The sequence below is a fragment of the Streptomyces sp. FXJ1.172 genome, assembly GCF_001636945.3.
Classification (GTDB): domain Bacteria; phylum Actinomycetota; class Actinomycetes; order Streptomycetales; family Streptomycetaceae; genus Streptomyces.
In genome coordinates this window covers 1,082,808-1,094,798 of record NZ_CP119133.2, presented here as the reverse complement: position 1 = coordinate 1,094,798, position 11,991 = coordinate 1,082,808, and the positions used below count along the sequence as shown (strand labels likewise).

At 69.2% G+C, this 11,991-nt stretch carries 10 protein-coding genes; 3 read left to right on the top strand and 7 right to left on the bottom strand.

Translation table 11 applies throughout. The annotated features are described in order from the left end of the window. Window positions 1-51: 51 nt before the first annotated feature. Window positions 52-1,092 carry a LacI family DNA-binding transcriptional regulator gene (locus tag A6P39_RS05290; protein WP_079133599.1) on the top strand — a complete coding sequence of 347 codons (1,041 nt, stop codon included), beginning with the start codon at window positions 52-54 and terminating at the stop codon, window positions 1,090-1,092. 106 nt (window positions 1,093-1,198) lie between these two features. Here the strand turns inward: A6P39_RS05290 and A6P39_RS05285 are convergent, their stop codons facing one another. From A6P39_RS05285 to A6P39_RS05270, 4 genes are all read right to left on the bottom strand, one after another. Continuing rightward, window positions 1,199-1,690 carry a hypothetical protein gene (locus A6P39_RS05285; RefSeq protein ID WP_159396127.1) on the bottom strand — a complete coding sequence of 164 codons (492 nt, stop codon included), beginning with the start codon at window positions 1,688-1,690 and terminating at the stop codon, window positions 1,199-1,201. A gap of 604 nt (window positions 1,691-2,294) precedes the next feature. Then, the gene (locus A6P39_RS05280) at window positions 2,295-2,810 is read right to left on the bottom strand and encodes a DUF6114 domain-containing protein (RefSeq protein ID WP_067051418.1); all 516 of its coding nucleotides are present in this window, start codon (window positions 2,808-2,810) and stop codon (window positions 2,295-2,297) included. Window positions 2,811-2,855: 45 nt separating this feature from the next. Then, complete coding sequence (locus A6P39_RS05275) at window positions 2,856-3,398, bottom strand: DUF6230 family protein (RefSeq protein WP_275883811.1); 543 nt, start codon at window positions 3,396-3,398, stop codon at window positions 2,856-2,858. 515 nt (window positions 3,399-3,913) lie between these two features. After that, entirely contained in the window at window positions 3,914-5,395 is a 1,482-nt protein-coding gene (locus A6P39_RS05270) for a multicopper oxidase family protein (protein WP_079133588.1), read from the bottom strand. Between the two features lie 675 nt (window positions 5,396-6,070). Here A6P39_RS05270 and A6P39_RS05265 point away from each other — a divergent pair. Next, window positions 6,071-6,589 (top strand): transglycosylase SLT domain-containing protein, encoded by a 519-nt coding sequence (locus tag A6P39_RS05265; RefSeq protein ID WP_443053053.1) that lies wholly within the window; start codon window positions 6,071-6,073, stop codon window positions 6,587-6,589. Between the two features lie 192 nt (window positions 6,590-6,781). On the opposite strand, the gene A6P39_RS05260 is transcribed toward A6P39_RS05265, so the two are convergent. Further along, entirely contained in the window at window positions 6,782-7,504 is a 723-nt protein-coding gene (locus A6P39_RS05260) for a TetR/AcrR family transcriptional regulator (RefSeq protein ID WP_234378940.1), read from the bottom strand. A gap of 50 nt (window positions 7,505-7,554) precedes the next feature. Between A6P39_RS05260 and A6P39_RS05255 the strand changes: the two genes are divergently transcribed. Further along, window positions 7,555-9,150, top strand: a complete 1,596-nt coding sequence (locus A6P39_RS05255) for an FAD-dependent oxidoreductase (protein ID WP_234378941.1) — start codon at window positions 7,555-7,557, stop codon at window positions 9,148-9,150. 222 nt (window positions 9,151-9,372) lie between these two features. Here A6P39_RS05255 and A6P39_RS05250 read toward each other — a convergent pair whose 3' ends face one another. Continuing rightward, entirely contained in the window at window positions 9,373-9,885 is a 513-nt protein-coding gene (locus tag A6P39_RS05250; RefSeq protein WP_067046963.1) for a hypothetical protein, read from the bottom strand. Window positions 9,886-10,370: 485 nt separating this feature from the next. Then, window positions 10,371-11,489, bottom strand: coding sequence for a PP2C family protein-serine/threonine phosphatase (locus tag A6P39_RS05245; RefSeq protein WP_234378942.1), 1,119 nt, complete (start codon window positions 11,487-11,489; stop codon window positions 10,371-10,373). Between the last annotated feature and the right edge of the window lie 502 nt (window positions 11,490-11,991).

The following is an 11,991-nucleotide window of genomic DNA, read 5'->3' as shown; positions in this document are numbered from 1 at the left end:
CGTGCCTGTCACGATGGGCAGCGTCGTCGTACTCGAGGAAAAGGTTTGCTCGTGACCGCTCCCGCTGGTGCTCCAGGCTCTCCTCCCACCGGCCGGGCCAGGCTCGCCGACGTCGCCGCGTTCGCCGGCGTCAGCGTGGGCACCGCCTCCAAGGCGCTCAGCGGCGCGGGCCGGATGCGCCCGGAGACCCGTCAACGCGTGCTGGACGCGGTGGAGGCCCTCGGCTTCCGCCCCAACCAGCACGCCCAGAGCCTGCACGCCGGCCGCAGCTGGACCGTCGGCCTGATGACCACCGACGGCATCGGACGCTTCAGCACCCCGGTCCTCCTCGGCGCCGAGGACGCCCTTGGCGCCGGCAAGATATCGGTACTGCTGTGCGACACACGCGGCGACACCATCCGCGAACAGCACCACCTGCGCAATCTCATGGACCGCCGCGTCGACGGCATCATCGTCACCGGTCGCCGCACGGACCCGCGCCCACCACTGACCGGCATCACCGGCCTGGAGTCGGTCCCCGTGGTCTACGCACTCTCACCGTCCACGGACCCCGGTGACATGTCCGTCGTCACGGACGACAAGGGCGGCGCCGAGCTGGCCGTGGAGCACCTGCTGTCCACGGGCCGCACCCGCATCGCCCATGTCACCGGCCCCGAACACCATGCGGCCGCTCGCGACCGCGCAGGCCACGCCGTGCGGCACCTGGAGGGCGCCGGCCTCGGCCTGTCCACTCACCGTGTCCACTTCGGCGAGTGGAGCGAGGCATGGGGCCGCCGCGCGACGGACGCCGTCCTGCGCACCGCCCCCGGCACCGACGCCTTTTTCTGCGGCAACGACCAGATCGCCCGCGGAGTCACCGACGCGCTGCGCGAACGGGGCGTCGGTGTCCCCGGGGACATCGCGGTGGTCGGCTACGACAACTGGGACACCATGGCCCTCGCCAGCCGCCCCCCGCTCACCACCATCGACATGGACCTCTCGGAGATCGGCCGGATAGCGGCCCTGCGCCTGCTGGAAGCGATCGATGCGGGCGAGGCGACACCGGGGGTGCGGACGGTCGCCTGCCGACTGGTCGTACGGGAGTCGACGTGACATGACCCGGGGCCGAGCAGTCGGCAGTCCCGTCCGCAGGGCCTCCCTCCATGCCTGCAGGTGCCTGCGGTACCCGGCGCGCGAGGGCAGCAGGCCTCGTGGGGGACTACGTTGTCCGGATGTGCGGCCTGGGCACCTTCAGGTTTCCGCCGGTCAGGCGGATCCGGTAGAGGGCTGCTCCCTCGATGGTGATCGTTCGGTGGCGAGCGTTCCGGGCGGCCGGAACCGCAGGGGAGAGCCACTGCGGAACGGAGTTCGGGCTGATCACGACTCGTCCTCGGGGTGCGACCGTCCTCCCGCCGAGTCTGAGGGCTTGGCCGACCACTTCTTCCGCGTACAACGTCGTCGGGCCCCCGGCGGTGGCGATGGTGCCGGCGCCGGCCGTCAGGTGCCATGTGGTGGCACCCCTTCGGACCGCCAGGTCGAGGTCGGCTGCTCTCAGCGAGCGGGCGGTGAACTTGAGCAGGCGCTTCCTCCCTGTCGCGGTCCTGACGGTGACCACGCCCGCGAACTCCGCGTCGCGGAGCACGAGTCGGCGAGATCTGAGCGTCCAGGTGTCGTTGGCCGGAACGACCGGAGTGCGGTCGGTCGACGCCACGGGGATGGGGGTGTGGGGGGTGCCGCGGCTGTGTCGAGGGGAAGCCGACTGCCTGGGGGAGGCGGAGACCCGGTCCCGCTCGTGCGGCGGCTCTGTGCGGCAACAGGCGGCGAGGCAGGAAGGATTGCCGGCAGCCGGAGCGGCTGTCTCGTAGAGGTCGCCCAGCAGATGTGTCGGGAGCTGATCGGCGGTGGGCGAAGCCTGTGCCTGCAAAGGCGGGTCATCGTCTCGCTGGCCGGGCAGGAGTGATGGGTTCTCCGGTCGAGGGGCGTCCGGTTCGGGCTCCGGAAGGCGGGGTGTCGTTGCCGGCTGCTGTGCGGCGCCGGCTGTGGGACGGCTCCGAGACTCGCAGGGGGCGTGGCTGGGGCCGTCTCCGGCGGCGAGGGCCTGACGCGCGCTCGGCACGGAGCGGTCCGCCGTCACCGGCCCCGTCTTCGGTGGCACGGCCGCGACCGCCAGGAGAGCGGCCGGCAGCGAGCCCAGCAACAGCAGGTGCCCAACTGGTCTGGGACCTCTGGGAAGTGCGGCCCGTGCTCCCGGGACGTGCGGCTCGGGCGCGTGTACCGCGACCGGCATGTTGTCCTGGGGCGAGGCGCTGGAGCGGTCACTGAGCATGATGTCCACCGTCCGCCGGTGTCGCCGAGATGACGGTCGGGTCGTCGTTCTCGGCCCTGGTGGGCTCGTGACTGGTGTCCACGGAATCCCCGGGCACGGTGGTGTCGTCGGGCGCCAGCCAGGCACAGGCGAGGGAGCCGCCGATGAGGCCGGGCAGCGTACCGAGCAGCAGGCCCCCGAAGTTGGCGAGCGGCAAGGCGATCAAGGACAGCAGGATCGCGGCGATTCCCGCGAAGATGCGCGTGTTCTGCTCAAACCACAGAAGGAGACCGAGAACGGCGAGGAGGACGCCGATGACCAGCGATGCGGCACCGGCAGTCGTGGACAGTGCCAGGGTGACGCTGCCCCAAGTCAGGTGCGCGTAGGGAAAATACATGATGGGCAGACCCGCTGACAGCGTCATCAGTCCGGCCCAGAAGGGACGTGTGTCGCGCCAGATTCGAAATCTGCGCCTCGTACGGGAGAGAGCGTCATGCCACTCGGCCGGGACGGTCAGGTTGCTCATGAATGAGGGCTCGCTACTCTTCGGACTCAGAGACATCGGGATGGTTCAGAAGCATTCCTGGGCGCCCGACCTCAACGACAGCTTGGATCCGGGCAGGTTGAGAGAGCCCAAGGAAGCCGCAACGGCATTGACGCGGAGGTTGTCCAGGGTGATGGACGTACTCTGCATCGCGATGCTGTTCGGATCGAAGAATTTCGAGCCCCGGTCACCGGGGGAAACCTCGCCCGAGGTGAGCGATCCTGCCGCGACGCCGATGTCCAGGTTGTTCACGTCCGTTTCGCTGGCCCTGAGCGTGCTGACGTCGAAGAACAAGTTCCGTGCCCTGGCGGGACGACCGTGGTCGCCGCCGGTCAGCCGCATGGTGTAGGGGCCCAGCACGGGGATCGGAAAGAGGACTGACAGGCACAGCGCGTCGATCTTCGCGGTCCTCACTCCCGTGACGGTGACCGGCACGAGTTTGCCCCTGCGTGTCACATCCACCATGCCGTAGATACTCATGCCCTTGCCGGTCAGGGAGTTCGCGGCGATCTTGAATGTGTCACCGGAGATGAAGAACGACGCCGCGAGAGCGCCCTGGGCCACGCTCACGGCCAGGAGGGTGGCGCCGGCGACACTCGGGGTCAGGATGGCGGCGAAACGCTTCCATCGCGTCCTTCGCATTTTCCCACTCCTTGTTCGGCAGGACCTCGCGCAGGGAACGAACCCGCACAGGAAACGTCGTCTCCGGCCCGTCGCTTCACGGCTCGACGATATTCGTGTTTCATATCAGCGATCGTTCTGAATTACCTGCCGAATTTCCCATCCGCTCCACTGGACGACGATGGCTCGAGCATCGGACACTCCAGAACACTCCGCAAGCCCGGCACCGCCGTTCATGTGTGAAGCCGCCCAAATGACCTATCGCACTGCCGTGCGCGCCTGTGCAGCGCCTGCCTGGCAGGCCTCGGGTATCGGGTAACGAGGATGGTTCGACAATAATACGAGGATTTCGCTGCCGCCCGTGTTTTCCAGTGCATGATTCCAAAAAGCCGAACAGTGAATTTGTCGAGAATGCGGGCTGGCGAACTCTGATGATGGGGTGCCGTCTCCACGGCAATGGAGGATCAGGAGCAGCGCAGAAGGATCATGAATCCGTAGTCCATGTGGAGTTGCTGGTGGCAGTGGAACAGGGACAGTCCCGGCTGGTCGGCGGTGAAGTCGACGGCAACGGTCTGGTAGCCGCCGAGCATGACGACGTCCTTGTGCAGGCCGTGGGTCGGGGTGCCGGCGATGTGGGTGACCTCGAAGGTGTGGCGGTGCAGGTGCAGGGGGTGGATGTCGTCGCTGGCGTTGCGGAACCGGATGCGGTATCGCTTGCCGCGCTGGACGTCCAGTACCGGCTTGTCGGTGTCCAGGGAGAAGGGGACGCCGTTGAGGGGCCAGATGTTGAACCCCTTGTCTGCGGCGTTGTGTTTCTCCACCAGCAGGTCGATGGTGCGGTCGGGGCGCTGGGTGGTGGAGCCGGAGTCCGTGAAGGTCCGGTAGTCCCAGGTGAACGCGGGTGGGGTGATCCACTGGGGGGAGCCGCTGTGGCCGGCGTACTCCACCACGGTGCCCATGCCCGCGTTCCGGTCGTCGTCGGACAGGTCCCCGAGCACCCACACGCCCGGGTGATTCATCTCGACCAGGGCCGAGACGCGTTCGGCGGTGCCGATCCACAGCACCGGCACGTCGGTCCGGCGGGGTACCGGGTTGCCGTCGAGCGCGAGCACTTTGAAGGTGTGGCCGGGCAGGGCGAGGCTGCGGATCTCGGTGGCGCTGGCGTTGAGGACGTGGAGCAGCACGCGCTGCCCGGCCCTGACCTGGATCGGCTGGCCGTGGCCCAAGGCGCGGCCGTTGATGCCGAAGACGCGGTAGCCGACTTCGTAGCCGCGCGGCATGCCCCGGGCGAGCGAGTCGGTCATGGCCTTCTCGCCCCTGCGTTTCAGGTCCGGCACGGGGGAGCCGGCCAGGAAGGTCTGCACGACGTCCCCGCCGTGGCTGAGGGACGGCTCGAACTCCTTCAGTGTCAGGAACACTTCCTGGTCGTAGGCGCCCGGGTCGGCCTTCGGCTCGATGTAGACCGGGCCGGCCTGACCGGTATAGGTGCCGCGGGCCAGGTCACTGAGGGCTGCCACATGGGTGTGGTAGAAGCGGAAGCCGGCCGGTCCAGGGGTGAACGACAGGCGGCGCGTCCCGTGCGCAGGAATGTACGGGGTCCCCTCTTCCGCAGCCCCGTCCACCTCGGCCGGAACCCGCTGCCCGTGCCAGTGCAGCAGCTCGGGGGTGCCGGTGTCGTTGTGGACGTCGACCACGACCGGGCGGCCTTCGGTGAACCGGAGCAGCGGTCCGGGAAACTGCCCGTTGTACGTCGTCGTCGAGACGACCGTGCCCGGCGCAACCTCCACCCGCCCGGTCGCGATCCGCAGTGTGTAGTCCGCCTTCCCCGGGGCATCGGCCTGCATGAACGGCGCGATGGAGCCACAGGCGGCGGCCGCACCGGCGCCGGCCCCCGAGGCCAGGGCCATCCCGCCCAGTTTCAGGACGCCGCGACGAGAAACCGGCATCGTGCTGCTCCCTTCCCGGGCCGCTTACATTCAGTGTCGATTTAAATGCTAAGAGTGATCATCAAGCGCCGCCTCACGGTGCTGCGGGAACACAGGTGACCGCGCAGCAGCCGCGCAGCGGCGTGAGCTATGGGCAATGAACCCGCGGTGCACAGCTCGGTGATCCATGCTGCGCGCCGGCGGGCGTCGCAACGGCGGGGACCGGCTCCCCATCGCATCGGCCGCGGGTGATCATCTTGACGGCTGCCGCGGCTGGCTGATGTCGGCGACGAGTGATCCATGGACGTGCCAGGCGTCCAGCTTGCCCAGTGCCCCTGTTCGAGCGGATTGGTCCCGTTCGCGCCTTGAGGGGGTCTGGGGGAGTGATGCCACCCATAGGACCCAGATCACATCCTATCCGGCCTCGTAGCCCCAGAACGCCCTGAACAGGGAATAAAACCTCCAAAAGCTGCCATACCGGGCATAGCTCCGATCTAGGGTAGTACGTCACATCATTGCGCCCCGCCCCGCCCGCCGCTAACTATTGCTCTCGTCGCCGGGAGCCAGGCGACGGACCGAACGGACACCCGCCGGATCCGCCCACTGGCACCAGCAGAACGAGACCCGCCCCACGCGGCCCTCGACACCACCGGCACCCACGATGTCCCCCACCGAAGGGTTCCCCCACGCATGACCATGACCGCTCGCACCCGCATCGCCCGCCTGCGCACCCTCGCCCTCACCGGCATCACCACCACCGGCGCCGCAGCCGCCGTCCTCACCCTGATGCCGACCACCGCACAGGCCGCCGAAGCGACGCAGATGCACACCTCCCACGCGGTCACGACCACGGGGACGCACAGCCGCACTACCACCCAGCACACGACCGGCAACGCCAACAACCTCGACGGCTGGATCAAGCAGTCCCTGCAGATCATGAAGGCCAAGGGCATCCCCGGCAGCTACGACGGCCTCAAGCGCAACATCATGCGCGAGTCCGGCGGCAACCCCACCGCCCAGAACAACTGGGACGTCAACGCCCAGAAGGGCACCCCCTCCAAGGGCCTGCTCCAGGTCATCGACCCCACCTTCCACGCCTACCACGTCAACGGCACCGCCAGCAGCGTCACCGACCCGGTGGCCAACATCACCGCGGCCGCCAACTACGCCGCCCACCGCTACGGCTCCATCGACAACGTCAACTCCGCCTACTGACCCAGGCACAGACGAACGGGGGGCATGGAACAGCCCTTGTGCGGGCCATCAGCCCACGCGGCATGCAGAACCGCGGTGCCGCGCCCCGTACTGCGGTAATGGCGTCGTCGTGGCGCCAGTTGCGAACTGCCGCGCACGGCGCACTCGTCGCGGCACACCGGACACACATGACCGCCACCGTGCGCGAGGTCGTCAGTGGTGGGCGAGGCCGTCGATCATCAGGGCGAGGGTGAAGTCGAACCGGTCGTGGCCTTCGCCGGCGGTGAGTTCGGCGGCGTGGCGGGTGGTGTGGGGGAAGGACTCGACGGGGAGAGCGGTGAACCGGCGTTGCAGTTCGTCGCGGTCGAGGACCCAAGCGGCGTCATCGTGCGCTGATCGCCGGCGCGCGATCGATGTCTCAAGGCAGTAGGCGGCCACGTACAGCAAGAGGGCGTCGATGGCCCAGGCGGCGGCCTGCGGGGTGACGCCGCCGGCGAGCAGGATCGCCAGCATTCCTTCGGTGACACGCACGGTCTCGAGGTCGGAGGGCGCCATGGCGAGCGCGGCGCGGGAGATTCCGGGGTATTTCAGGTACTGGTCCCGAATCTGGGTGCACACGCCGCGGATCTGCTCCCGCCAGGCCGTAGGGTCGGGTTCGGGCAGTACGAGTTCGGAGCACAGCCGCCCGATGAGCAGCTCGTCGAGGTCGGCCTTGTTGACCACGTGGGCGTAGAGCGAGGCGGGTCCCGTGTCGAGCGCGCCGGCCAGCCGGCGCATGGTCAGTGCCTCGTAGCCCTCTGTGGCGATGACGCCCAGCGCGGTGTCGATGACCTGCTCCACGGTGATCGGGGCCCTGCGGCGCCGCGATGTGGGGGCGGCTTCGGCCTCGGGGTTCGGCGGCTGGTGGCGCGCCGCGCGTCGCTCTCTCGGGTTCACCCGGCCATCATAACTTGACACGAACATTGTTCGTACATAGAACACTGTTCGTGACGAGACATGTGAAGCAGGATGTGGACGTGACCGTGGTCGGTGCCGGGCCGGTGGGCCTCGTGCTCGCCGCGGAGCTGGCGCTCTCCGGGGCGACGGTGCAGGTGCTCGAGCGACGGGCCGAGCCGGACGAGGCGATGAAGGCGGGGGCGATCAACGTACCGACGGCCCAGGCGCTCGACCGCCGCGGCCTGCTGCCTGCCGCCGAACGGGTGCAGCGAGAGATGCTCGAGCGGGTGGGGTCGTTCGGTCACAGGGCCGACGACCGGCAGCCCGGCGGCGGCCGACGAGCCAGCGAGTCGCGGTTCACCGGGCATTTCGCCGGAATGATCCTCGACGCCGACCTCGTGGACTGGTCCGATCCCGACCTCGCCGCCCACACCGCGGTCGCCGGAGCCAGGATGGTGCCGCAGCGCGAGCTGGAGGAGCTGCTGGCAGACCATGTCGCGCGACTCGGCGTGCCGGTGCGTCGCGGGGTGGAAGTCACCGCGCTCGAAGACACCGGCGACGGCGTGCTCGTCGGCACCACGGCCGGAATGGTGCGCACCGGCTGGCTGGTCGGGTGCGACGGCGGACACAGCGCCGTGCGCCGCCTCGCGGGCATCGACTTCCCCGGCACCGACCCCGAACTCACCGGACACCTGGCGGTCGTGGACATCGCAGACCCGGAGAAGCTCGCGAACGGATGGGCGTGGTCGACCCGGGGCGCGTACCGCTACGGGCCACAGCCCGGGCGCGTGGTCACCGTGGAGTTCGGCGCCGCTCCCGCCGACCGCTCGACGCCCGTCACCCTGGAGGAGTTGCAGACCAGTCTGCGCCGGGTCTCGGACACCGACGTCACGCTGACCGCGCTGCGCGGCGCCGCTACCCGATGGTCCGACAACGCACGCCAGGCCGCGGCCTACTGGTCGGGGCGGGTGCTGCTGGCCGGCGACGCAGCGCACGTGCACGCGCCGTTCGGCGGCCAGGGGCTCAATCTCGGGGTCGGCGACGCGATGAACCTCGGTTGGAAGCTCGGTGCCGTGGTCGCGGGGTGGGCACCCGACGGGCTGCTCGACACCTATGACGCCGAGCGTCGTCCCCTGGGCGCCTGGGTGCTGGACTGGACGCGGGCCCAGATCGGTGTGATGCGCGGGGACGCCAAGTCGGCCGCGCTCCGGGAGGTCGTCGCCGATTTGCTGAGCACTCGGGCGGGCACGACCTACGCGGTCAAGAAGATCTCCGGTGTCGCACAGCGCATCGACCTGCCCGGTGACCACCCGCTGGTCGGCCGGTTCGTCCCCGACCTGTGGCTGAGGGACGGCTCGCGTCTGGTCGATCACGGTCACGGCGGCGGGTTCCTGCTGCTCGACCGCACTCCGGACGGCGCGTTCGCCCGCCTCGCCGCGGCCTGGCCCGGGCGCGTGAGCAGCGTGAGCGACGACCACGCGACGCCGACCGGGGTGCTGGTACGCCCGGACGGCGTGGTCGCCTGGGCCTCCGACACCACCGGCATCGGCGCTGTCACCGGCCTCGAGGCCGCCCTGCACCGATGGGCCGGCGCGCCTTCGGATCTTCGGGTGTGCGGTGCCGTGCTCGATGCGGATGCGCCGTGAGTCTGTGTTTCGCCCCAGCTCCGACAGGCCGTCTCCGCGGCCGATCTGCGGGCCGAGCCTGATGCTGTTCGTGTCGCCGATACGGACCTTGCTGCTGTGGCGCGAGCCTGACCCGGCGACGAAGCGCCACCTCAAGAGTGCTGCCGGGCGATGGCCGGGAGTGGAGTCCCCGGCCCGATTCCGGCGGGCCGGGGACTCCGGGTCATGCTGGTGGTCCTGGCTCTAGTCCTCGTCGTGGTGGTGGATCACGCGGAAGCTGGCCACCACGCCGTCCTCGATGTCGATGCCGTCGACGTGGGGCGCGTTGACGCCGAAGCTGGAGCTGTGGGGGCCGACGGTGGCGATGGGAGCGCCATTGTCGCAGACCGCTCCGCGGAAGATCTCGACGCTCTTGTGGCTCTCGTTGCGGATGTTGAGGGTCTTGGCGCCGAGGCCGCTGATCACGGTGATGCAGTCACCCGGGTGGGAGGAGTAGGACCGCTCGTTGATCTGGATCCTGCCCTCCTCCTCGTGATCCTCGTGGCCGCGGCCCCCGTTGCCTCTGCCTTCGTTGCCTCTGCCTTCGTTGCCCTTGCCCTGGCCGGAGTCGCCGCCGAGGGGGGCGTCGAAGGCAGAGGCCGGGGCTGCCTGCGGGACCGAGCTGGGGACGGCCGCAGCGTAGGTGAGGCCGCTCGCGGCCAGGGCTGCGGCGGCCGAAACAGCGGCGGTGACCATCGTGGAACGGGCGACCTTCATGGCGCTTCTCCTGTCGTATGTCTGCGAGCTGTCGGCCCGTCAGCCGACTGCGAACCAACGTACACACGGCAGTCATATCGGTCATATTGGAAGACTGGTCCAGGGCGCCGATCGGGGTATGTGCAACCCCCCTCGCGACTTGGACCGGATCTCAACTTCCCTGATAGGAAAGGCTATTGATGGTCTGTTAGCCCGTCCGGATGATCTGCTGACGCTCCGTCATTCCTCGCCTGCGGCGTGTCGCTGTGAAGGCCATGAGTTCATTCGTGATAGCCGATCGGCGGCCATTGAGTGTCTTGCCCCTGGCCTTCGCTGGCTGATCGGGCGGGATCGCGTCGGCTTTGCTCCGTCAACTTGCTGGTGGCGATGTGCTGTTGACGTCGACGTTGCCGCCGACCTGCCGCGGCTGTACCAAAGGCGGGCGGGCGGGCAGACGGGTGGGCGTCGGAGCCTGGCGGGTTTCAGCGCGCGGCCTCACCCCGGTCTCAGCGGCTCGCGCGCCGCCTGGCGACGAGGGCGGCGATGTCGTCGTCGAGAGCCCCGCCGCTGTAGGCGATCAGATCGTGGTGGAGATGGTCGAGGAGGTGGTGGGGCGCCTCGCCGCTCCATGAGCGGATGCGTTCGGTGAGGGGGTAGAAGGCGCCGGAGCGGTCGCGGGTCTCGGTGACGCCGTCGGTGTACAGCAGGAGCTGGTCTCCGGGGTGGAAGGGGGCGAGGTCGACGTGGTATCCGTCGCCCGCCAGCATGCCCAGGTTGAGCGGCGGCGAGGGAGCGGCGGGCTCCAGTTCCCGGACCTCGCCGTGGTGCAGCAGCAGCGGGGGCGGGTGGCCGCACGTGACGGTCCGGACAACCGGTTCGTCGTCCGGGATCTCGGCGAGGAGAGCCGTGATGAAACGTTCAGCGATCTCCGAACCCGGGGCCCCGGGGTATTGGGACGCGTGGCGGCTGATGCTCGTCTCCAGGCGGCACGCGAGGTGCGGCAGGTCGGGCGCGTCGTGAGCGGCCTCGCGAAAGGCGCTGAGCAGCGTCGCGGCCGTCTGGATCGCGAACAGGCCCTTGCCGCGTACATCGCCGATGAGCAGTCGTACGCCGTACGGGGTGCGGATCGCCTCGTAGAGATCGCCGCCGATCCGGGCTTCCGCCGCGGCGGCCACGTACAGGCTCTCGAGCGAGACGTGCCCGAGGTGTCGCGGTACCGGATGCAGCACGGCCAGCTGGGCGATCTCGGCCACTGAGCGGACCTGGACCAGCTGATGGGCGTGCCGGCCGAGAAGGCGGTTGAAGAAGACGGCGAACGCCGCAATCGCCACGAGGCTGGCCAGCTCGGAATAGGCGGTCGGATCCTGAAGCCCGTTGAAGTCCACCATCAGGCCGACGAAGATGGCGCACCCTCCCACGCCGATGAGCACGGTCCCCCACAGGGGCAGTAGTGCGGCGGCGGAAACCATGGCCGTGGCGAGAAAGGCATCCGGCCTGACATCGCGGGGTGTGAAGAGGCCGACGAGCAGGCCGATGAGCAGCAGCAGGGCAGGCAGCACGGGCAGCAACTTGCCCCGCACACCAGCGCTGCGCGTGACTCCGAGTTCCTCAGGAGACCTCGCCACCGTGCCGCTCCCCAAGGTCGCACAGGTAGAGCGGCAGCCCAGGTCCGGAAGCCAGGCCGCCGATTTGGGTAAGTTTATCCCTTTGTGACAGTCGGTCCCATGCGCGGCCCCTGAAGATCCTTCCACTGTCGCTCGGGCGGCCGCCCGTCGACTCCCAACCGAACGGCACGCGGATCAATACCACGCGTCACAGCCCGGTGACCTGCGCAAAGAGGATGGGACCAGCTTCGTACACGACGCATGGGTCCTACGGCGTGCCTGGCCCGAGACGATGACGGTGTCAGCGGGGCCATGGATGCGCACCGCGGCGAGGCGGATCGCCCGGCCGCGGCTGTTGCGTGGGCCCCGTCGGAGATCGGTCACCGGGGGTTCTGGCGGTCTTGCGGAAGGCGGCAGGCGGAAGTCTGACGGCGAGGTCGTGGGGGAGGCGGGTTCCTGTGGGAGGGGTTCGGGGCGGGAAATCCCCAGGTGGGCCGCCCGGCGGAGGAAAGGACCGTGCCCG

Coding starts and splice junctions, on each gene's coding strand:
- A6P39_RS05265 (WP_443053053.1), top strand. CDS start 6,071: ATGACCGCTCGCACCCGCATCGCCCGCCTGCGCACCCTCGCCCTCACC.
- A6P39_RS05280 (WP_067051418.1), bottom strand. CDS start 2,810: ATGAGCAACCTGACCGTCCCGGCCGAGTGGCATGACGCTCTCTCCCGT.
- A6P39_RS05250 (WP_067046963.1), bottom strand. CDS start 9,885: ATGAAGGTCGCCCGTTCCACGATGGTCACCGCCGCTGTTTCGGCCGCC.
- A6P39_RS05270 (WP_079133588.1), bottom strand. CDS start 5,395: ATGCCGGTTTCTCGTCGCGGCGTCCTGAAACTGGGCGGGATGGCCCTG.